The 20,907-nt window shown below is 58.2% G+C and carries 18 protein-coding genes and 1 tRNA gene; 11 read left to right on the plus strand and 8 right to left on the minus strand.

Going from position 1 to position 20,907, the window contains the following annotated elements; translation table 11 throughout:
• Positions 1-198: 198 nt before the first annotated feature.
• The 3 genes from ACJ8HA_RS19900 to ACJ8HA_RS19910 form a co-directional block, all read right to left on the minus strand.
• On the minus strand, positions 199-579 hold the full coding sequence (locus tag ACJ8HA_RS19900; RefSeq protein ID WP_442515464.1) for a putative T6SS immunity periplasmic lipoprotein: 381 nt from the start codon (positions 577-579) through the stop codon (positions 199-201).
• A gap of 305 nt (positions 580-884) precedes the next feature.
• Positions 885-1,100, minus strand: coding sequence for a hypothetical protein (locus ACJ8HA_RS19905; protein WP_442515465.1), 216 nt, complete (start codon positions 1,098-1,100; stop codon positions 885-887).
• A 213-nt stretch (positions 1,101-1,313) separates the two neighbouring features.
• Positions 1,314-1,398: transfer RNA gene (locus tag ACJ8HA_RS19910), tRNA-Leu, on the minus strand.
• Between the two features lie 279 nt (positions 1,399-1,677).
• On the opposite strand from ACJ8HA_RS19910, the gene deoC reads away from it, so the two are divergent.
• The 5 genes from deoC to ACJ8HA_RS19935 all read left to right on the plus strand — a co-directional run bounded on the left by deoC (position 1,678) and on the right by ACJ8HA_RS19935 (position 7,615).
• Positions 1,678-2,391, plus strand: coding sequence for a deoxyribose-phosphate aldolase (gene deoC / locus ACJ8HA_RS19915; protein ID WP_217429009.1), 714 nt, complete (start codon positions 1,678-1,680; stop codon positions 2,389-2,391).
• Positions 2,392-2,456: 65 nt separating this feature from the next.
• On the plus strand, positions 2,457-3,986 hold the full coding sequence (locus ACJ8HA_RS19920) for a xylulokinase (protein WP_442515466.1): 1,530 nt from the start codon (positions 2,457-2,459) through the stop codon (positions 3,984-3,986).
• Entirely contained in the window at positions 3,983-5,314 is a 1,332-nt protein-coding gene (gene fucP, locus ACJ8HA_RS19925) for an L-fucose:H+ symporter permease (RefSeq protein ID WP_442515467.1), read from the plus strand. Before ACJ8HA_RS19920 ends, fucP begins: the two co-directional genes overlap by 4 nt.
• Before the next feature lies 1 nt (position 5,315).
• Positions 5,316-5,708 carry a VOC family protein gene (locus ACJ8HA_RS19930; RefSeq protein WP_049208826.1) on the plus strand — a complete coding sequence of 131 codons (393 nt, stop codon included), beginning with the start codon at positions 5,316-5,318 and terminating at the stop codon, positions 5,706-5,708.
• A 1,262-nt stretch (positions 5,709-6,970) separates the two neighbouring features.
• Complete coding sequence (locus ACJ8HA_RS19935; protein WP_043139423.1) at positions 6,971-7,615, plus strand: acyl-homoserine-lactone synthase; 645 nt, start codon at positions 6,971-6,973, stop codon at positions 7,613-7,615.
• Here ACJ8HA_RS19935 and ACJ8HA_RS19940 read toward each other — a convergent pair whose 3' ends face one another.
• Complete coding sequence (locus tag ACJ8HA_RS19940) at positions 7,616-8,332, minus strand: helix-turn-helix transcriptional regulator (protein WP_033636878.1); 717 nt, start codon at positions 8,330-8,332, stop codon at positions 7,616-7,618. It lies immediately after the preceding gene.
• Positions 8,333-8,532: 200 nt separating this feature from the next.
• On the opposite strand from ACJ8HA_RS19940, the gene ACJ8HA_RS19945 reads away from it, so the two are divergent.
• Entirely contained in the window at positions 8,533-9,291 is a 759-nt protein-coding gene (locus ACJ8HA_RS19945; protein WP_033636877.1) for a DeoR/GlpR family DNA-binding transcription regulator, read from the plus strand.
• Positions 9,292-9,352: 61 nt separating this feature from the next.
• On the opposite strand, the gene lptG is transcribed toward ACJ8HA_RS19945, so the two are convergent.
• On the minus strand, positions 9,353-10,423 hold the full coding sequence (gene lptG / locus ACJ8HA_RS19950) for an LPS export ABC transporter permease LptG (RefSeq protein ID WP_019453290.1): 1,071 nt from the start codon (positions 10,421-10,423) through the stop codon (positions 9,353-9,355).
• Positions 10,423-11,517 carry an LPS export ABC transporter permease LptF gene (gene lptF / locus ACJ8HA_RS19955; protein ID WP_025305120.1) on the minus strand — a complete coding sequence of 365 codons (1,095 nt, stop codon included), beginning with the start codon at positions 11,515-11,517 and terminating at the stop codon, positions 10,423-10,425. The genes lptG and lptF overlap by 1 nt, the downstream gene beginning before the upstream one ends.
• 282 nt (positions 11,518-11,799) lie before the next feature.
• Between lptF and pepA the strand changes: the two genes are divergently transcribed.
• From pepA to ACJ8HA_RS19980, 5 genes are all read left to right on the plus strand, one after another.
• Entirely contained in the window at positions 11,800-13,311 is a 1,512-nt protein-coding gene (gene pepA / locus ACJ8HA_RS19960) for a leucyl aminopeptidase (RefSeq protein ID WP_004933352.1), read from the plus strand.
• A gap of 231 nt (positions 13,312-13,542) precedes the next feature.
• A complete protein-coding gene (locus ACJ8HA_RS19965) occupies positions 13,543-13,992 on the plus strand; it encodes a DNA polymerase III subunit chi (protein WP_025305119.1) in 450 nt (149 codons plus the stop codon).
• A 12-nt stretch (positions 13,993-14,004) separates the two neighbouring features.
• Positions 14,005-16,881, plus strand: coding sequence for a valine--tRNA ligase (locus tag ACJ8HA_RS19970; protein ID WP_049294759.1), 2,877 nt, complete (start codon positions 14,005-14,007; stop codon positions 16,879-16,881).
• A gap of 199 nt (positions 16,882-17,080) precedes the next feature.
• Positions 17,081-17,584, plus strand: coding sequence for a GNAT family N-acetyltransferase (locus tag ACJ8HA_RS19975; protein ID WP_004933360.1), 504 nt, complete (start codon positions 17,081-17,083; stop codon positions 17,582-17,584).
• Positions 17,585-17,810: 226 nt separating this feature from the next.
• The gene (locus ACJ8HA_RS19980; protein ID WP_442515468.1) at positions 17,811-19,418 is read left to right on the plus strand and encodes a GMC family oxidoreductase; all 1,608 of its coding nucleotides are present in this window, start codon (positions 17,811-17,813) and stop codon (positions 19,416-19,418) included.
• A gap of 15 nt (positions 19,419-19,433) precedes the next feature.
• On the opposite strand, the gene miaE is transcribed toward ACJ8HA_RS19980, so the two are convergent.
• On the minus strand, positions 19,434-20,198 hold the full coding sequence (gene miaE, locus ACJ8HA_RS19985; RefSeq protein ID WP_015376459.1) for a tRNA isopentenyl-2-thiomethyl-A-37 hydroxylase MiaE: 765 nt from the start codon (positions 20,196-20,198) through the stop codon (positions 19,434-19,436).
• A gap of 177 nt (positions 20,199-20,375) precedes the next feature.
• Positions 20,376-20,801, minus strand: a complete 426-nt coding sequence (gene rraB, locus ACJ8HA_RS19990; RefSeq protein WP_025305115.1) for a ribonuclease E inhibitor RraB — start codon at positions 20,799-20,801, stop codon at positions 20,376-20,378.
• Positions 20,802-20,907: the final 106 nt, after the last annotated feature.

Below are 20,907 nucleotides of genomic sequence, written 5' to 3' on the forward strand. Positions count from 1 at the left end.
CCAAAAGAAAACATTTTCTCACTATGAAATTATTGGAATAACCCCCCCCCCCCCCCCGACTTACCTACCAATCACAGGATTTTTTCGTTACCAGCGTGGATTCTACCCCTGAAAAAATCCATATGCCTGCAGCCGAAAGACAACAAAGCTAAAATTCCTGCGTGGCTCATTCTCATCGCCATGCCAGCTCGCTTAAATTTAGTTTGGCTTCAACACGACCCCCTCCCCTTTTTTCCATAAGGAAAACTCGGTTCTGTATGAATTCAGCGGCGTTCTGACCAACACGGTGTATCCTTCACCAGCGATAAAACTAAACTCACCGATACCTGGAACACACTTGTTGGCATCCAACGTTATCGGGCTGTAAGCATATGATTTTTCGTATACGTAGGTATCGCCCCCTTGCTTCCAGATGGCGATATTCAGTATGGATTCATTTTTTACGATATCGTTCTCATTAAAAAAGACGCAGACTTTACCGTCTACGATCTTACTTTGTACTTGATAGAGATTAAACCTGTCACCGGTTGGGCAACCTGAGATAAAAAGAGGAAGAAGAAGGAATAAATATTTTCTCATAGCGGCAGCCCTGCGCTTCTGATGATGGGTTGAAATTGTGACAATGTCCGTCTGTCCACTATCCCGATGAGTTTCCTGTTTGGCAAGCGGAAGAAGGTATTCGTCCCATATCTCTTGAGAATGAAATAGTCCGCAATTATCGATGCCTGCTGTTCCATGCTGTAGTGGCGCAGCAAAGGTTGATCAAGCCGATATTGATAACTTACCGCCCAACTGAGAAGCCCACGGGTACGTACCCACATGCCCTTCTGGTGCTGCCAAACGTGTGCCATCTCATGAATAAAAAGATGCTGAGCTTCAGGATCCTAGTTCGCATAATCTCTTTCATAGAGTGACCTACGAAAGTACAACTCCCCATTCGGGCTCATCGCCGTGTACTGATTCTGCAGCCCAAACGGCAGGTAGCTGTCGCAGTGAACCAACACGCTCTGATAGAAAATGGTGCTGCCAAACACCGAGCGTGCCAGATTGACTTCGCCCGGCGTTAACGCCCGCGTGATACCTTCCTGTTGTGGCTCCATCCTGGAACTCCTTGATCCGAAAGGGTTCAATGAAACGCCATTTTAGCCTTTAAGGTCAATCAGATAGGCCTTAGGAAAGCATCAGGAAGATCCGGTTTTTAATGAAATGGGAAATACGTCAATACAGTGTAAAGTGGGTAGGTAATTACAGCAGGAAGATTCCAGGCACAAAAAAACCACCTCTCGGTGGCTTCTTGTTCGCGCGGTACTTAATGGTGCCGAAGGCCGGACTCGAACCGGCACGTATCTCTACGGTTGATTTTGAATCAACTGCGTCTACCGATTTCGCCACTTCGGCACTGAAGTAGTATGCGGAAAACGGGTGCATTATACCTTCCCGCGATCGGTGCGCAAGAGTTATCAGGCATTCAATGAGTTAAATGTTGAAAAAAGCGTCACAATCCCCGTTTACCCTCTTATTGCGGCGTTTGCCGCATCTTCCTCCCACACTTTCACCCTCCTCGCAACAAAATCGCAGATCCGATCACAATTTCACCAAATGCTGATTTTAAAGCCATATGAAAGAGAATAAGGTGAATAAATAAAATCAAATGAAAATAAAAGAAGGATAAAAGCAATGAATGAAACAACCAGACGCATGGCCAGGTTGATCGATCTGAGCGCGGTGCAGGCCACCAATACCGAGGAAGACGTGCGCCACTGCGCCGCACTGGCCAGTCGCTATCGCATCATCTCGGTGCACGTGCTGCCGTGCTGGACGCGTTTCCTCAGTACCCTGCTGCCGGAGCACGGCCAGGCGGACGTGATGATTGGCGGGCCGGTCGGCTTTCCCGGCGGTGGGCAGACCACCGATCTCAAGGTGCAGGAGGTGCGCCAGCTGATCGCCGAGGGCGCGCGCGAGGTCGATATGGTGGTGAACATCGGCAAGGTGCTGTCGGGGGATTACGACTACGTGCGCGAGGATCTGCGCCGGGTAGTCGAGGCCGCCACGCCGGTACCGGCCAAAGTCATTCTGGAGACGCACTATCTGAACGAGCAACAAATCCGTCGGGTGTGCGACATCGCCGTCGAGGTCGGCATGGTCTGGGTGAAAACCTCCACCGGCTGGGCACCGACCGGCGCCACGGTAGAGAAAGTGGCGATCATCGCCGATCAGTTGCGTGGCCGCATCCAGATCAAAGGGGCTGGCGGCATTCGCGATCTGGACACGGTGCGCGCGCTATATCGGCTGGGCGTGCGCCGCTTCGGCATGAGCGCGGCGGCCACCCAGCGCGTGCTGGAGCAGCTTGAACAGGATCCAGGCCTGTTCCCGGAACTGAACGATAACTAATCTTGCGCGATCCCAGCGCACGCTTCTGCGGGTGGCCCGCGCCATCCGCCACGGGAGTGATAACAATGAAAGATTTACTTCTTACCCTTGATATCGGTACCGGCAGCACCCGCGCCGGGCTGGTCACCAACACCGGGGAAATCCTTGGCTTCGCGCAGCGCGAGTACGAGCAGATCACGCCGCAGGCCGGTTGGTCGGAACAACCGCCTTCGCTGTGGTGGCAGAGTGTCTGCCAGTGTACGCAGGAGCTGCACGCTCGCTACGCCGAATACTGGCCGCGTATCGCCGCCGTCGGCGCCTGCGGGCAAATGCACGGCACGGTCTTGCTCGATGCCGACGGCGAACTGGTCGTCGATCGCGCCATGCTGTGGAACGACAAACGCGCGCAGCCGCAGGTAGCCCGCTTTAGCCACCAACAGCCGCCGCAGCCCTGGCTTGAGCTGTTGAACAATCCCCCCACCGCCGCCTGGCCGGCGTTCAAGCTAGCCTGGCTGCGCGAGCATCATCCATCGCAGTGGGAGCGCATCGCCACGGTGTTGATGCCGAAGGATTACGTCAATTTCCGGCTCTGCGGCGTACGCGTCACCGATTACAGCGAAGCCTCCTGCTATTACCTGATGGATAGCGCCACGCTGCAGTGGTCGCCAGAGGCGCTGCGGCAGTTCGGGTTGCGTGCCGATCAGTTACCCACCATCCATCTCTCCAGCGAGGTGATTGGCCACATTACGCCCGCAGCGGCGAGCGCCACCGGTCTGCCGCCGGGCGTGCCGGTGGTGGCGGGCACGGCAGATATGGCCGCTACTCTGCTCGGTTCCGGCGTCTATCAGGCCGGCATCGCCTCCGACAGCACCGGCACCTCCACGTTACTCACCGTGGTCTCGGAACACCCGCTGCTCTCTGCCAGCGTCAACAACCTGCACCTGGCCAACTCGGCCTGGGGCGGCTTTACCCTGCTCGACGCCGGTGGCGACGCCATGCGCTGGGCGCGTTCGGCGCTGAGCGCCGGCCAACTCAGCCACCAGCAGATGCTCGATATGGCGGCCGACGTACCGCCGGGAGCCGAAGGGCTGCTCTTCCTGCCTTACCTGACTGGCGAGCGGCTGGCGGAACACACCAACTCACGCGCGCAGTTCTTCGGCCTGCAGCGCAAACATAGACAGCCGCACCTCTACCGCGCGGTGCTGGAAGGGGTGGCACTGGCGTCCTTGCGCAATCTGCAGCAGCTCAGGCGCCACGCGCAGGAACCGGAGGCAATGATCGCTTCGGGCGGTGGCGCACGTAGCCCGCTGTGGCTGCAGATCAAAGCCTCGGTCTACAACCTGCCGCTGCTGCAAACGCGCAATCAGGAGAACGGCACTACCGGCTGCGCGATAGTCGCCGGGGTCGGCGTCGGGTTGTTCAGCAGTTTCGCCCAAGGGGTGAGCCGCACCGTCAGCATCGAGCGCGAATTTACCCCCGATCCGCGCCAACACGAACACTACCTGCGCTGCTTCGAGCTGTTCGAACAGCTCTACCGCCAGGCGCAGCCCCTCTACGAGCAGCTTGACGTTATTAGCTCGTTCTCTTTTTCTCCGGATGAAGGAACACCGCAATGAGCGACTCTCTGATTAACAAAGGCGACGTGGTACGACACGCCGCGGCCGAAAGTATCGACCGCAGCGCCTATCTGCCCGCCACGCCCTGGCTGCAGCTGATGCTGGTCTGCTGCCTGTTCGCCCTGTGGGGCATGGCCGGCAACCTGAACGATATTCTGATCGCCCAGTTCAAGAAAGGGTTCGATCTGTCGGATACCCAAACCGCACTGGTGCAGTCGATCTTCTTCCTCGGCTACTTCGTGATGGCGCTGCCCGCCGCAGCGGTGATCAAACGCTACTCGTACAAGGTGGCGATCGTGATCGGCCTGTGCCTGTACGCGCTCGGCTGCTTCCTGTTTATCCCGGCAGCGCAGATCATGACCTACGGCGCCTTCCTGGCCTGCCTGGGGGTGATCGCCACCGGGCTGTCGTTCTTGGAAACCTCCGCCAATACTTACTCCAGCCTGCTGGGGCCGCTGGAAACCTCCACCCAGCGCATCAACTTCTCGCAGATCTTCAACTCGCTGGGGATCATTTTTGGCGTATTGATCGGCCAGCAGCTGGTGTTCGGCAAAAACGATCCCAGCCACGCCGAGCTGCTGCAGATGCCACCGGCGGCGGCCGAAGCGGCACGCACCCAGATGGTGTCGCAGGTGGTCACACCTTATCTGATCATCGGCAGCGTGCTGATCGTGCTGGCGCTGATCTTCGTGGCGGTGAAATTCCCCGCCTGCAAAACCCAGCGCTCGCACCAGGGAGCGGGCAAGCCGCTGATGCAATCGCTGAAGATCCTGCTGGCGCTGCCGCGCTTCCGGTTGGGAGTGCTGTCGCAGTTCCTGTATGTCGGCGCGCAGGTAGGGCTGTGGAGTTTCACCATTCGTTTTGTGCAGATGATTGAACAGGGGGCAACCGAGCATTCAGCCACCTACTGGCTGCTGGCCACGCTGGTCTGTTACTCGGCCGGCAAGGTGGTCACCACCGCGCTGATGAAAAAGTTCAGCCCGGCGCGGCTGCTCGGCGTGTTTTGTTCGGTATGCGTGCTGCTGTTGCTGCTGGCCGTCAACATCCAAAGCCTGCTGGCGGTGGTGGCGATCATGGGCGTCAACTTTTGCATGGCGCTGTGCTGGCCAACCAACTTTGGCCTGACGATCAAAGGGCTGGGCGAAGAAACTCAGGTAGCCGGTTCGATCGTAGTGATGTCGATCATCGGCGGTGCGGTGGTGCCGTTAATCATGGGCATCATCTCCGATCTCAACGGCGGCGATATGCAGATCGCCTTCGCGGTGCCGCTGATCTGCTTCGCCTACGTCGCCTTCTATGGCTTCTACTGCGCGCGCAAGGGGATTTGATATGGCACACCGAATTAACGGGCTGATGCACGTCGGTTTGCGCTGCGCCGATATCGAACGAGCCGCCGGCTTCTATCGTTCACTCGGTTTCGAACCCCGGCAAACGCTGGCGCTCAGCGGCCCCGTCACCGTACAGTTTTTGCAGTTGGGTGAGTTAACGCTGGAGTTATACCAGCTACCCGCCGAAGGGCTGACTCGCCCCGCCAGCGCCTATGGTATCGACCACATCGCTTTGCGGGTCACCGATCTGGCGGCCACGCAACGCTGGCTGGCGGATCTGGGCTATCCGGTGATTGAAGGGCCGACGCTGCAGCCCAGCGGCGCCAACGGCGTGCGCTATCTGATGATCGCCGGGCCGGACGGTGAGCGGGTGGAGTTCAGCCAACCGTTGTAATGTTTCTTCCCACATAGCACAAGGCCCGATGGCTGTTATAAGCCATCGGGCCTCATTCGCTTTTTTGTCAGCTCACGCGTCTTTATAACCTTGGCTCGCCGCTTGTCGGGTTATGCTTGTTACTCCCCCGATCTATGTAAACGATGCCAAATAATCCCGAACCGGGATAACAATGCTGAAAATAATTGCATCACAATAATTCAGCCAATAAAAAATATGTTTGCACAACATTTCGACAACACTATTTTTTCATCTACGGCAGTCATAACTGGAATAAGTCAATGGGAACGGGGTTGTCAGGGGAGAGATGTTATTTCTTGATATGGGATTTTATCTAGAACCAACAGAAAATAGCGTGCATACGTAACAAAACAGCAACCCAAAGCTAAAAACCAGCAGAGAACACTTGCCTCTGCTGAGTTGATAGCTTTAAGATGGTGTAAGAAAATTTTCCCTGGTGTTGGCCGATCTTGGCAGCCTGACCCTACGAGGTCAGGTTTTTTTTATGTTTTTTTCATCAAAAATTGACTAGAAAAGTGTATCGCCTTAGGGAGTTAGAAGCTAGTTAGACTAAAGTATAGTACCCTACTAGACCTTCATCAGTTCAGTTGGGTTATTATTTCACATAGCGGAAATCGGGTGCTAGCACTATTTTTCGCTCTGTATCTCAGCCGCCACGGCGTTCTATCAAGACCACCACACATTGCTCATTTCACCCAGCAGCCCAACATACCCGCAGAACCATCACGAAATAGCACCGTTCCTGTCATTACAATAATGTGATCTCTATCAGATATTTTTTAAGAGCGGACTTGGTCACGCAGGAGTACAGGTCCGAGGACATACTGTAAAAATCACACTGGCCGCCATTTTCACGCTTATTCCTCTGCGGGACGACGAAGTCATGCCTTATAGGCAAATCTTCAGTAGGAAAATATCACCAATTCACTATTAAAATAATTAAGACACCATTCATTATAAAATCACCAGTTAATATTTCGCCATGGCAGACAAGGCCGGGCAGCCCATGATAGCAATTCTGGAATCCTCTCCTGTCTTTAATCGGCCAGGCCGTTCAATTTCGCCGGCCTGCTGTGTTAGCTGTGCCATTGCCCTGAAACTGCCTCGCGGCACGGCATAATAAGGTTAGCGCCGATCGCTTAAAAAGCCTTATCATTCTCACGCACCGGCATGCTCGTAGTGAAACTTCGCTGATGTTACTGGATAAAGTTATTTCTCTTAATTTATTCAAAGGTAACATTATGTTTAATATTTACAGCACCAACTACGCATCAATGAGCACCGAAAAATCAGCAGATCTTTATGTTTTAAGGAAAAATGTCTTTAAAGACAGGCTGCAATGGGCCGTGAACTGTTCAGACGGCAAGGAGCTGGATGAGTTTGATAATGATAAGACAAACTATATATTTGGCGTAAAGGACAACATGATAGTTTGTGGTACCAGGATGATTGATATGAAACACAAGAATATGCTCAACAGCGCATTTTCCTCTTTCTTTCATGACATCGTCATTCCAGAAGGGAATTTCATCGAATCCACACGCTTTTTCGTTGATAAAGAAAGAACCCAGTCACTGCTGGGTCGCCGGTTCCCTGTGACTCTGGCGCTGTTCTTATCGCTGATCAACTATGCGCGGCAACACGGCTATGACGGCATACTGGCCGTCTCCAGCCATCCGATGTTGCATATCATCAAAAGCTCCGGCTGGAACGTCACGCTGCTGAAGACAGGCATATCGGAAAAGAACGAGCCCGTTCATTTGCTGTTGGGCCACGTTGATCGTCAGAGCCAGGAGGCATTAAAAAACAAAATATTCAAAAAGTTGAATACGCAAGACGAGCACATGCTAAACGCCTGGCCGTTGAGCGACGAACCTGCATTCTAATCACCCCACCGGTTTAATCAGCTGAAGTTCCATCCCTAAACGGATAGCATGCCGGGCATTCGCCACCCCCAGCTTTTTAACAATGTTCCCCATATGAAACTTGATGGTGCAGGTTTTGATCCCCAGGATCATACCCATTTCCTGGTAGGTTTTCCCTACGCTGGCCCAATAGAGGATCTCGTTTTCTCTCTCGGTAAAACGGGCGTTTTTTTCCTGGCGCGCGGTGTTTTTTTCGGACAGTGAAGTCAGCGTCAAATACATCTCATGGGTCGATGCCAGCAGCAACGAAATATCGCCTTTATGCTGATTCAGCATCTGCATGGTTTCCGCCTTGCGCTCGGCAGCGAGGGTAAAGGAAAGGGTCACCAGATTATTATTAAAATCATGCAACACGAAGGTATAGCCGTCGGCTACGCCGAATTCGCGTGCTTGCTCGAACAACTCAGAAAAGCGGAAGCCGGCACCGGCCATCAGATTTTCATCCCAGGCAAAAGGCGTCAGGCGATTGAGCGCCGTAATGACTACCGGATCGGTATATTGTAGCCCTTGCTCTTTATATTGCTTTACCCATTCACCGGGATAATTGGTGACGCCAAAGATACATGACATATCTTTCTTGGATAACACCACGTAGGCCCAGATAAGCTCGCCGAAATCGCCTAATGCCGCTTCCAGATGCTTGCTGATAATGTGACTGATATTCTCTTCATATTCCATTAACTGCCTGCCCCGCTACCCAATACGCTGCTGGGTAGACTATACCAAAAAGGATCGACGCGCCGTAACCTTCACATCTCGCACGGATAATGCCCGGTGGAATATTGCCAGCGGCGGCCGGCAAGCGCTTTGCCTGCCGCCGATACGCGGGGTATATTAGCCGCACGTCCACTGTGCCTGTCAGGAGTGAATGAGTGAGCATGTTCGCAGAAGAGCGCCAGGAAAAACTCCTCGCCATTCTCAAGGAGAAGCGCAAGCTCTCCGTGGGGGAAATGAGCTCGCGCTTTAACGTCTCCGGCGCCACCATCCGCACCGATCTGCGCATTCTTGAAGACGCCGGTATGCTGACACGCACCCACGGCGGCGCCATTCTGCGCACCCGTGCCAGCTTCGAGGTCGGCTCCGATCAGCGTGAAGAGGTGAACCTCAGCGCCAAGGAGCAAATCGGTCAATTGGCCGCCGGCCTGGTGGAAGACGGCGACATCATCGTATTGGATACTGGCACCACCACCCTGCAGATCGCCCGCCATCTGCGCCAGCGCCGCAATCTGACCGTGGTCACCAACGATTTCATGATCGCCAAGAGTCTGGAAGACGTCGAATCGATCCAGATCATCCTGCTGGGTGGCATCGTCAAAAAGGGTTATCACTGCGCGGTCGCTATCAACGGCCGTTCGCTGCTGGATACGCTGAACATCGACAAGGCGTTTATGGGTGCCAACGCATTGTCGCTGAAACAAGGCGCCTGTGTGGCCGACATCATGCTGGCCGAAACCAAGCGCGCGATGGTGGAGCATGCCAATCAAGTGATCGTAGTGTGCGATCACTCCAAGCTGAGCAACACCTCGCTGGCGCAGTTCGCCTCCCCTGCACAGATCGATACCCTGGTGCTGGATCGCCTGCCGGAAGATGCGCAGGCCTATCAGGATGCCGGCATCGCGCTGCTGAGCGTTAGCTAATCCTCCCAACAAAAAAGGCGCGGCCCCACGGCCACGCCTTTCTTCACTACCGATCGCCCCGCTACTTGCGTTTGAGCAGCATATACACGCTGATCAGCAGGAACAGCATGCTCGGCAGCAGCGCGCCCAGCACCGGCGGCATGCTGTAGACCATGCTCAGCGGGCCGAAGATCTGATCCAGCACGTAGAACAGGAAGCCGAAGCTGATGCCGGTCACCACGCGGATACCCATCGGCACGCTGCGCAGCGGGCCGAAGATGAACGACAGCGCCATCAGCATCATCACCGCCACCGACAGCGGCGAGAAGATTTTGCTCCACATGTTGAGCTGGTAACGGTTGGATTCCTGGCCGCTCTGCTTCAGGTACTTCACGTAGTTGTGCAGCCCGCTGATGGAGAGCGAATCCGGATCCAGCGCCACCACGCCCAGCTTGTCCGGGGTCAGATTGGTTTTCCATTCGCCGGTCAGCGTCTGGGTGCCGGTCACCTGTTTCGGGTTGGTCAGATCCGAGGTGTCCACCTGCGAAAGCTGCCACAGGCCGTTCTCGAAGCTGGCGGTGGCGGCATAACGCACCGTCTCCAGGCGACGCTGATCGTTGAAGTGGTAGATGTTCACGCCGGAGAGTTCTTTGTCGCCGGAGACGCGCTCGATGTAGATGAAATCGTTGCCGTCCTTCGCCCACAGCCCGCTCTTGGTGGAGAGCAGCGAGCCGCCGTACATCTGCTGGGCGCGGTAGTTGCGCGCCATCTGCTCGCCCTGCGGCGCTACCCACTCGCCGATCGCCATGGTCAGCAGCACCAGCGGAATGGCGGTTTTCATCACCGAGCCGGCGATCTGCAGGCGGGTGAAGCCGGAAGCCTGCATCACCACCAGTTCGCTGCGCGTCGCCAGTTGGCCCAGGCCGAGCAGCGCGCCAAGCAGCGCCGCCATCGGGAAGAAGATCTCGATGTCTTTCGGCACGCTCAGCAGGGTGTACATGCCGGCGCTCAGCGCGGTGTACTCGCCCTGGCCGACCTTGCGCAGCTGATCGACAAACTTGATGATGCCGGACAGCGACACCAGCATGAACAGCGTCATGATGATGGTGTTGAAAATCGTTTTACCGATATACCGGTCTAATACGCCAAACATCAGGCCGCTCCTCTCAGGCGTGCGCGCAGCTTACGCATCGGCACGGTATCCCACAGGTTCAGCGCCAGCGCGATCGCCAAGTAAACGCCGTTAACCAGCCACAGCCACAGCATCGGATCCAGCTTGCCCTTGCCGGCGTTGGAGCGCAGCGAGGTCTGCAGCAGGAAGAAGATCAGATACAGCAGGATGGCCGGTAGCATGCTCAGCACGCGGCCCTGGCGCGGGTTCACCACGCTGAGCGGCACCACCAGCAGCGCCATCAGCGCCACCGAGACCACCAGCGTCAGGCGCCAGTGCAGCTCGGCGCGCGCGTCCGGATCGTCGGATTCCCACAGCGTCTGCATCGACATCTGTTCGGATTCGGTGTTATCCGCCGCCACGGTGCGGTGGCCAATCACCGCCTTGTAGTCGGTGAAGTCGGTAATGCGGAAGTCGCGCAGCAGCGCGGTGCCTTCAAAGCGGGTACCCTTGTCGAGCGTCACCACCTGCGAGCCGTCTTTCTGCTGCACGATGTTGCCGTGCTCGGCCACCACCACCGACGGGCGTTGGTTGCCGTTCGGCCGCAGCTGCGCCAGGAACACGTCGTTGAAGGTGCTGCCCTTCACGTTGCCGATAAACAGCACTGCGTTGCCGTCCTGCGAGGGTTTGAACTGCCCTTCCGCCAGCCCGGCGATGCTCGGGTTGGCCTTGGCTTCGTTCACCACCACGTCCTGATAGCGCGAGGCCCAGGGGCCGGCCCAAAACACGTTCACCGCCGCGATCGCAGAGGTGAGCAGCGCCAGGATCATGGCGGCGATAATCAGGGTGCGTTTACCCAGCCCGCAGGCGTGCATAACGGTGATTTCGCTCTCGGTATACAACCGCCCAAGCGTCATCAGCAAGCCGAGAAACAGGCTCAAAGGCAGGATGAGCTGCGCCATTTTCGGCACGCCCAACGCGAGCAGAGAGAGTACTAAGTTTGTCGGGATATTGCCGTCCACCGCGTCGCCCAACACCCTGACCAAATTCTGACAAAAGAAGATCAGAAGCAGGATGAACAGGATGGCGATTTGGCTCTTGAGCGTTTCCCGTACCAGATATCTTATGATGATCACGCTTATTACGCCTGTGAAAACTTGTCTTTTTGCAGGAAAATCGATAATTTCATCGTTAATCCGCCATTTATTCTCATCATATGGCAACCTTCACAGCTAAAATAGTATTACAACATCAAGCCGTTTGGGTGTCCTATAGGAACTTGCTTATAGTCGCCAAAACAGAGCAATTTATGCCGTTCAGGTTAACATAATCCGTTAACTCAAATGGCAGGAGATCGTTACGGAGTCGGTTATTCTAGCCGTAGCGTCCGCCTTTGTCTTTAAGATTCAGGAGAGTGCATGGAGTTCAGTGTAAAAAGCGGTAGCCCGGAAAAACAGCGCAGTGCCTGTATTGTAGTCGGCGTTTTCGAACCGCGCCGCCTGTCCCCTATCGCAGAACAACTCGACAAAATCAGTGATGGTTATATCAGCGCATTGCTGCGCCGTGGCGAACTGGAAGGCAAGGTCGGGCAGACGCTGCTACTGCACCATGTGCCCAACATTCTCTCCGAGCGCATCCTGCTGATCGGCTGCGGCAAAGAGCGCGAGCTCGATGAGCGCCAATACAAGCAGGTGATCCAGAAAACCATCAATACCCTCAACGACACCGGCTCGATGGAAGCGGTCTGCTTCCTGACCGAACTGCACGTGAAAGGCCGCAACACCTACTGGAAAGTGCGTCAGGCGGTAGAAACCGCCAAAGAGACGCTCTACACCTTCGATCAGCTGAAAAGCAACAAGGTGGAACCGCGTCGTCCGCTGCGCAAAATGGTGTTCAACGTGCCGACCCGCCGTGAGCTCACCAGCGGCGAGCGCGCTATCCAGCACGGCCTGGCGGTGGCTTCCGGCATCAAGGCGGCCAAAGATCTCGGCAACATGCCGCCGAACATCTGTAACGCCGGCTACCTGGCCTCGCAGGCCCGTCAGTTGGCGGACGCCTTCAGCACCAACATCACCACCCGCGTCATCGGCGAACAGCAGATGAAAGAGCTGGGCATGAACGCCTATCTGGCGGTCGGCGCCGGTTCGCAGAACGAATCATTGATGTCGGTGATGGAATATAAGGGCAACCCAAATCCGGACGCTAAGCCGATCGTGCTGGTAGGCAAAGGGCTGACCTTCGACTCCGGCGGCATCTCGATCAAACCGGCCGACGGCATGGACGAAATGAAATACGACATGTGCGGCGCAGCAACCGTGTACGGCGTGATGCGCGTGGTGGCGGAGCTGAATCTGCCGCTGAACGTGATCGGCGTGCTGGCCGGCTGTGAAAACATGCCGGGCGGCCGGGCGTACCGTCCGGGTGACGTGCTGACCACCATGTCCGGCCAGACCGTCGAGGTGCTCAACACCGACGCCGAAGGCCGCCTGGTGCTGTGCGACACCCTGACCTACGTCGAGCGCTTCGAACCGGAGCTGGTGATCGACATCGCCACCCTGACCGGCGCCTGCGTGATCGCCTTGGGCCACCACATCACCGGCCTGATGTCGAACCACAACCCGCTGGCGCACGAGCTGCTGGGCGCTTCCGAGCAGGCCGGCGACCGCGCCTGGCGCCTGCCGATGGCCGACGAGTACTACGAGCAGTTGGACTCCAACTTCGCCGACATGGCGAACATCGGTGGCCGCCCTGGTGGCGCCATCACCGCCGCCTGCTTCCTGTCGCGCTTCACCCGCAAGTACACCTGGGCACACCTGGATATCGCCGGCACCGCCTGGCGCTCCGGTAAAGCCAAGGGCGCGACCGGCCGCCCGGTGGCGCTGCTGTCGCAGTTCCTATTGAACCGTGCAGGTCTGAACGGCGACGATTAAATACCCTTCATCTTTCAAGCCGCAGCGTTGTTGGCCGCATTCGTTCACCCCAGTCACTGACTTGATGTCAGCTCCTGGGGATGAACGAACTTGCCGCCTAGCTGCAACTTGAAATCTATTGGGTATATAATCCTCTCAGCAGCGAAGGGGTAGAGTTATCTGCTCCGTTCCCAAAAAGGGCGCAACCTACATGTTGTGCCCTGTTTTTTTATCGGCAGCGGTGGATCCTTAATGAAACAGGCGACGTTTTATTTGCTCGACAACGCGGAACCGTCAGGCGCGCTCAGCGCCCATGAGGCCGTGGCCTGCGCCGTTGCCGCCAGCGGCTTCCGTTCCGGCAAGCGGGTGCTGATCGCCTGCGAGAGCCAGGAGCAGGCCCAGCGGCTGGACGAAGCGCTGTGGCAGCGCGAGCCGCATGAATTCGTGCCGCACAATCTGGCCGGCGAAGGGCCGCACTACGGCGCGCCGGTGGAACTGTGCTGGCCCGGCAAGCGCGGCAATGCCCCGCGCGATCTGCTGATCGCCCTGCTGCCGCAGTTTGCCGATTTTGCTACCGCTTTCCATGAAGTGGTAGACTTCGTTCCTTACGAAGACACTCTGAAACAGTTGGCGCGCGACCGTTACAAGGCCTATCGCAGCGTCGGCTTCCATTTGACCACGGCTACGCCGCCAACTCACTGAATACGATAAAGAATGGAAAAGACAAACAGTCAGCTCGACACCGCATACGACCCAAAACAGATCGAACAGAAGCTGTACGATCACTGGGAGAATCAGGGTTACTTCAAGCCGAACGGCGACACCAGCCAGGAAAGCTTCTGCATCATGATCCCGCCGCCGAACGTCACCGGCAGCCTGCACATGGGCCACGCGTTCCAGCAGACCATCATGGACACCATGATTCGCTATCAGCGCATGCAGGGTAAAAACACCCTGTGGCAGGCGGGCACCGACCACGCCGGCATCGCCACCCAGATGGTGGTGGAGCGCAAGATCGCCGCGGAAGAAGGCAAAACCCGCCACGACTACGGCCGCGATGCGTTCATCGACAAAATCTGGCAGTGGAAGGCGGAATCCGGCGGCACCATCACCCGTCAGATGCGCCGTCTGGGCAACTCCGTGGACTGGGAGCGCGAGCGCTTCACCATGGACGAAGGCCTGTCGAACGCGGTGCGCGAAGTGTTTGTCCGTCTGCACAAAGAAGACCTGATCTACCGCGGCAAGCGCCTGGTGAACTGGGATCCGAAGCTGCGCACCGCCATCTCCGATCTGGAAGTGGAAAACCGCGAGTCCAAAGGCTCCATGTGGCACCTGCGCTACCCGCTGGCCGACGGCGCGAAAACCGCCGAGGGCAAAGACTATCTGGTGGTCGCCACCACCCGTCCGGAAACCGTGCTGGGCGATACCGGCGTGGCCGTCAACCCGGAAGATCCACGCTATAAAGACCTGATCGGCAAAGAGATCATTCTGCCGCTGGTCGGCCGCCGCATCCGCATCGTCGGCGACGAACACGCCGATATGGAAAAAGGCACCGGCTGCGTGAAGATCACCCCGGCGCACGATTTCAACGACTACGAAGTCGGCAAACGCCACGGCCTGCCGATGATCAACATTCTGACCTTCGACGGCGACATCCGTCAGGAAGCGGAAGTGTTCAACACCCTGGGCGAAGTCTGCACCGACTACTGCAACGAGATCCCGGCCGAGTTCCGCGGCCTGGAGCGCTTCGCCGCGCGTAAAGCGGTGGTTGCCGCCTTCGATCAGTTGGGCCTGCTGGACGAGGTCAAACCGCACGACCTGACGGTGCCTTACGGCGACCGCGGCGGCGTGGTGATCGAGCCGATGCTGACCGACCAATGGTACGTGCGCACCGCGCCGCTGGCCAAAGTGGCGGTGGAAGCGGTCGAACAGGGCGACATCCAGTTCGTGCCGAAGCAGTACGAAAACATGTACTTCAGCTGGATGCGCGACATTCAGGACTGGTGCATCTCGCGTCAGCTGTGGTGGGGCCACCGCATCCCGGCCTGGTACGACGTGAACGGCAAAGTCTACGTGGGCCGCAGCGAAGAAGAAGTGCGCAGCGAGAACAACCTGGGCGCCGACGTGGTGCTGACCCAGGACGAAGACGTGCTGGACACCTGGTTCTCGTCCGGCCTGTGGACCTTCTCCACCCTGGGCTGGCCGGAGCAGACCGAGGCGCTGAAAACCTTCCACCCGACCAGCGTGATGGTCAGCGGCTTCGACATCATCTTCTTCTGGATCGCGCGCATGATCATGCTGACCATGCACTTCATCAAGGATGAAAACGGCAAGCCGCAGGTGCCGTTCAAGACCGTCTACATGACCGGCCTTATCCGCGACGACGAAGGCCAGAAGATGTCCAAGTCCAAAGGCAACGTGATCGATCCGCTGGACATGGTCGACGGCATCTCGCTGGAAGATCTGCTGGAAAAACGCACCGGCAACATGATGCAGCCGCAGCTGGCGGAAAAAATCCGCAAGCGCACCGAGAAGCAGTTCCCGAACGGCATCGAGCCGCACGGCACCGACGCCCTGCGCTTCACCCTGGCGGCGCTGGCCTCGACCGGCCGCGACATCAACTGGGACATGAAGCGCCTGGAAGGCTACCGCAACTTCTGTAACAAGCTGTGGAACGCCAGCCGCTTCGTGCTGATGAACACCGAAGCGCACGACTGCGGCTTCAACGGCGGCGAGAAAGTGCTGTCGCTGGCGGATCGCTGGATCCTGGCCGAATTCAACCGCACGGTAAAAGCCTACCGCGAAGCGCTGGACACCTACCGCTTCGATCTGGCGGCCAACATCCTGTACGAATTCACCTGGAACCAGTTCTGCGACTGGTATCTGGAGCTGACCAAGCCGGTGGTGAGCAACGGCAGCGAAGCGGAACAGCGCGGCACCCGCCACACGCTGATCACCGTGCTGGAAGCGCTGCTGCGCCTGGCGCACCCGATCATTCCGTTCATCACCGAAACCATCTGGCAGCGCGTGAAGCCGCTGACCGGCACGACCGCAGACACCATCATGCTGCAGCCGTTCCCGGCCTACGACGCCGCGCTGGAAGACGAGCAGGCGCTGAACGATCTGGAGTGGATCAAGCAAACCATCATCGCCGTGCGCAATATCCGTGCCGAGATGAACATCGCGCCAAGCAAAGCGCTCGACGTGCTGCTGCGCAACTGCAGCGCCGACGCCCAGCGCCGCGTGCAGGAGAACCAAAGCTTTATCGCCCGTCTGGCGCGCCTGGAATCCATCGCGCTGCTGCCAGCCGGTGAGAAAGGCCCGGTCTCCGTCACCAAGCTGGTGGACGGCGCCGAGTTGCTGATCCCGATGGCCGGCTTCATCGACAAGGACGCCGAGATCGCGCGTCTGGCCAAAGAGATGGGTAAACTGGATGCGGAAATCGCTTCGATCGAAGGCAAGCTGGCGAACGAAGGCTTCGTGGCGCGCGCGCCGGAGGCGGTGGTTGCCAAAGAACGCGATCGTCTGGCGGCCTGCAAAGAAGGCAAAGTGAAGCTGCAGGAACAGCAGGCGACCATCGCCGCACTGTAATCCACCGGCTCACGCCAACGCCTGAAAACAGCGGGGTCTTCCCCGCTGTTTTTTTATCGCCGTTGCATCCGGGCCGGGTTAGATGTTATTACAAGATATTACTGCTGCAGGGACGCCGCCGGGAAATAATCCCCGGCGCGTTTCGTGCTGCGATAAAAACGAAAAACGAACGTGGTCTCTTTCAATGGCGAGTGTAAACATGACAACAGCAACCCCGGCGCGCCTGCTGGTGCGCCCCATCACGGCGGAAGACAATCCCGCCATTGCTCACGTCATTCGCGAAGTCTCCGCCGAGCACGGCCTGACGGCGGATAAAGGCTATACCGTCTCCGATCCCAATCTGGACGCCCTGTATCAGCTCTACAGCCTGCCGCGCAGCGCTTACTGGGTGATCGAAGTGGACGGCCAGGTCGCCGGCGGCGGCGGCATCGCGCCGCTGCAGGGCGGCGCAGACGATATTTGCGAATTGCAGAAGATGTATTTCCTGCCGGTGTTGCGCGGCAAAGGATTGGCGAAACGCCTGGCGCTACAGGCGCTGGATTTCGCCCGCCAGCACGGCTTCCGCTGTTGTTACCTCGAGACCACCGCCAGCCTGACGCAGGCCGTTGCGCTGTACGAACACCTGGGCTTCGAACACATCGACCACGCGATGGGCGCCACCGGCCACGTCGATTGCGAAGTCACCATGCTGAAAACGCTGTAATCGTCCCCCGTCTCTCTATCATGGCGCAGCGTGCTGCGCCATTTTATTAATATCGCAATCAATCAGTAAAACTCGCTATGACGCCGTTTTTCAAGCAGATAAACTGACGTTAAAAACCATAATGTAAATTTAATGTGAAGTTCGTTAATAAATTAACGATCGCAAATTGACCGCTTTTTCCCCCGCGTTACTCTGCCAGTATCCCAATCGCGCACGGAGAGCTGTCATGTCGGAAAATACCTTTGATTACATCATCGTCGGCGCCGGATCCGCCGGCTGCGTGCTGGCGGCGCAGCTGATCCGCCGCACCCAGGCGCGGGTGCTGCTGCTGGAAGCCGGCGGCGACGACAATAACCTGTTCATCAAGATGCCGGCCGGGGTGGCCAAGATCATCGCCAAAAAGAGCTGGCCCTACGAGACGGAGCCGGAACCGCACGCCAACAACCGCCGCATGCAGATCGCGCAGGGCAAGGTGCTGGGCGGCAGCAGTTCGGTCAACGGCATGATCTACCTGCGCGGCCAGCCGCAGGACTACGACGACTGGGCCGAACGCTACGGCTGCACCGGCTGGAGCTACCGGGAGGTGCTGCCCTACTTCACACGCGCCGAGGCCAATGAAAGCCTGTCCGACGACTACCACGGCGCCGACGGGCTGCTGCCGGTCAGCGAAAACCGCTACCGCCACCCGCTCAGCATGGCGTTTATCCGCGCCGGCCAGGAGCTGAACCTGCCCTATCGCAACGACTTCAACGGCGACAGCCAGCACGGCGTCGGTTTCTACCAAACCACCACCCACAACGGCGAACGCGCCAGCACCGCCCGCACCTACCTGAAGGCGGTGCGCGACGAACGGCGGCTGGTGGTGAAACTGAACGCCCTGGCGCACCGGCTGACCTTCGAGGGCAACGTCGCCACCGGCGTGGTCTACAGCCAGAACGGCGGCGCGGAAGTCACCGCGCGCGCCACCAAAGAGGTGATCGTCAGCGCCGGCGCGGTCGGTTCGCCGAAGCTGTTGATGCTGTCCGGCATCGGCCCGCGCGACCACTTGCAGCAGCTGGGCATCGAGGTGCGGGCGGATCTGCCGGTGGGTAAAAACTTCCACGACCACCTGCACATGTCGATCAACGTCAGCACCCGCGAGCCGATCAGCCTGTTCGGCGCCGACCGCGGCCTGCAGGCGCTGAGCCACGGCGCGCAGTGGCTGGCGTTTCGCAGCGGCGTGCTCTCGTCCAACGTGCTGGAAGGCGCCGCCTTCACCGACAGCCAGGGCGACGGCCGGACGGACGTGCAAATCCACTTCCTGCCGCTGCTGGACAGCTGGGACGACGTGCCCGGCGAGCCGCTGCCGAACATTCACGGCTTCACGCTCAAGGTCGGCTACCTGCAGCCGAAGGCGCGCGGCGAAGTGCAGCTGCGCAGCAGCAACCCGCGCGATCCGGTCAAGCTGCACGCCAACTACCTCGGCCACCCGGACGATCTGGCCGGCAGCGTGCGCGCGGTGAAGTTCGGCCTGGATTTCCTGCAAACCGCGGCGCTGAAGCCGCTGATCAAAGACCTGCTGATGCCGCAGCCGGAGTGGACGCGCGATGAAGCGCAGCTGGAAGAGTTCGTGCGCAACTTCTGCAAGACGGTGTATCACCCGGTGGGCAGTTGCCGCATGGGGCCGTCGCCACAGGACGCGGTGACCGATCCGCAGCTGCGGGTGCACGGTTTTGAACGGCTGCGGGTGATCGACTGCTCGGTGATGCCGCAGCTCACCAGCGGCAACACCAATGCGCCGACCATCATGCTGGCGGAAAAGGCGGTGGATCTGTTGCTGGGCGCGCCGCAGTAAGGGCGCGCTTCAACGTCAGGCGGCGGCGGGCACGCCGCTGTGGAAACGCAGCTCGCTGTCCGGCGACAGGATCAGCTCAGCTTCGAGGCGGCCGAAATGCGCCACCCGTTCGCTGATGTCGCCGCCGGCGATCTGCTCGGCCAATGTCAGGTAGTCCTGATAATGCCGCGCTTCGGATCGCAGCAGCGAAACGTAAAAGCGGTTCAGCTCGTCATCCAGGTGTGGCGCCAGTTTGGCGAAGCGTTCGCAGGATCGCGCTTCGATGTAGGCGCCACAGATCAGTTTGTCGATCAGCGTCGCCGGATCGTGAGTGCGGATCTCGCGGATCATGCCCTTGGCGTAGCGGCTGGCGGTGATCTTGCGATATGGGATCCCGCGTGCCTGCATGATCTCCAGCACCTGTGAGAAGTGGTGCAACTCTTCCTTGATCAACAGCACCATGCGATCCGCCAGATCCTGGCCGTAGGCCGAGCCGTTTTTCGGCAGGATCTTGCGGGTGAACTGGCCCTGGCGGAATAGCGTGTCGGGCGCGCCCTGCGCTTCGTGCAGAAACGCCTCGTAGGGCCGCAGCAGCGCCAACAGCGCGTCGCCGCTCTCTTTGTCCGCCACATAGCGGCGGATCAGCCACATGCCGGTCTGTGCGGCTTTCAGCTCGCACACCAGGTGGTCGGTCAGCAACAGCTGCAGGTTTTCCGGACGGCGCGCGGCGTCGATCCAGGCGTCGGGAGTTTCACAGTGCAGGAAGCTTAAAATCGGGGCTAACAGGGATTGGTATGTCATGGCGTCATTGCCCTATGTATTTCAAGTCGCAGCTAGGCGGCCAGCTCACTCATCCCCAGGAGCTTACTCAGGTAAGTGACTGGGGTGAGAGAGTGCAGCCAACAACGCTGCAGCTTGAAAGACGACGGGGATATCAGGGGCCGGCGAGAGCCGGCCCATGTGAATAAGCGGGATTAATCAGTGGCGTTTGCCGTCGTCGTCTTCGTCGATGTAGTCGCCGTCTTCGTCATCCTCACCGTCTTCACCGTTCGGATCTTCGAAGTAGGTGCCCCAGCCGTCGTAGTTGACGCCGCAGCGCTCCGCCAGCGCCACCAGCTGTTCTACCTGAGCGTCGATCAGCTCGGCGTTCAGGCCGACTTCGCTGATCACGTCGCAGCACATCACCATCGAACCGTCTTCCACTTCCAGCTCTTCGGCGTCGGTCACTTCGTAGCCCAGCTTGAAGGCTTCAACGGCGGCCTGCTCCAGAACCTCAAATTTCTCGGCGGACAGATGGTGCTCGATGGTGTAGAGCGCGTCCGGATCGCTGCCGTCTTCCAGCAGTTCTTCGATGATCAGGCGGGTCTCTTCACGTTGTTCTTCCAGCAATTCGCGGTTTGCCATGCCTATATCCTCAAGTCAAATGGCCTTCATTCCTTCTATTTTCACACACCGCCGACATTGCTTCCACGATAAACGTGAAAGATTTCCTCGCCGGGGTTGAAATTGA

The organism is Serratia sp. CY33802 (assembly GCF_052169095.1).
Classification (GTDB): Bacteria; Pseudomonadota; Gammaproteobacteria; order Enterobacterales; family Enterobacteriaceae; genus Serratia; species Serratia bockelmannii.

Coding starts and splice junctions, on each gene's coding strand:
- ACJ8HA_RS19900 (WP_442515464.1), bottom strand. CDS start 579: ATGAGAAAATATTTATTCCTTCTTCTTCCTCTTTTTATCTCAGGTTGC.
- ACJ8HA_RS19905 (WP_442515465.1), bottom strand. CDS start 1,100: ATGGAGCCACAACAGGAAGGTATCACGCGGGCGTTAACGCCGGGCGAA.
- deoC (WP_217429009.1), top strand. CDS start 1,678: ATGAATGAAACAACCAGACGCATGGCCAGGTTGATCGATCTGAGCGCG.
- ACJ8HA_RS19920 (WP_442515466.1), top strand. CDS start 2,457: ATGAAAGATTTACTTCTTACCCTTGATATCGGTACCGGCAGCACCCGC.
- fucP (WP_442515467.1), top strand. CDS start 3,983: ATGAGCGACTCTCTGATTAACAAAGGCGACGTGGTACGACACGCCGCG.
- ACJ8HA_RS19930 (WP_049208826.1), top strand. CDS start 5,316: ATGGCACACCGAATTAACGGGCTGATGCACGTCGGTTTGCGCTGCGCC.
- ACJ8HA_RS19935 (WP_043139423.1), top strand. CDS start 6,971: ATGTTTAATATTTACAGCACCAACTACGCATCAATGAGCACCGAAAAA.
- ACJ8HA_RS19940 (WP_033636878.1), bottom strand. CDS start 8,332: ATGGAATATGAAGAGAATATCAGTCACATTATCAGCAAGCATCTGGAA.
- ACJ8HA_RS19945 (WP_033636877.1), top strand. CDS start 8,533: ATGTTCGCAGAAGAGCGCCAGGAAAAACTCCTCGCCATTCTCAAGGAG.
- lptG (WP_019453290.1), bottom strand. CDS start 10,423: ATGTTTGGCGTATTAGACCGGTATATCGGTAAAACGATTTTCAACACC.
- pepA (WP_004933352.1), top strand. CDS start 11,800: ATGGAGTTCAGTGTAAAAAGCGGTAGCCCGGAAAAACAGCGCAGTGCC.
- ACJ8HA_RS19965 (WP_025305119.1), top strand. CDS start 13,543: ATGAAACAGGCGACGTTTTATTTGCTCGACAACGCGGAACCGTCAGGC.
- ACJ8HA_RS19970 (WP_049294759.1), top strand. CDS start 14,005: ATGGAAAAGACAAACAGTCAGCTCGACACCGCATACGACCCAAAACAG.
- ACJ8HA_RS19975 (WP_004933360.1), top strand. CDS start 17,081: ATGACAACAGCAACCCCGGCGCGCCTGCTGGTGCGCCCCATCACGGCG.
- ACJ8HA_RS19980 (WP_442515468.1), top strand. CDS start 17,811: ATGTCGGAAAATACCTTTGATTACATCATCGTCGGCGCCGGATCCGCC.
- miaE (WP_015376459.1), bottom strand. CDS start 20,198: ATGACATACCAATCCCTGTTAGCCCCGATTTTAAGCTTCCTGCACTGT.
- rraB (WP_025305115.1), bottom strand. CDS start 20,801: ATGGCAAACCGCGAATTGCTGGAAGAACAACGTGAAGAGACCCGCCTG.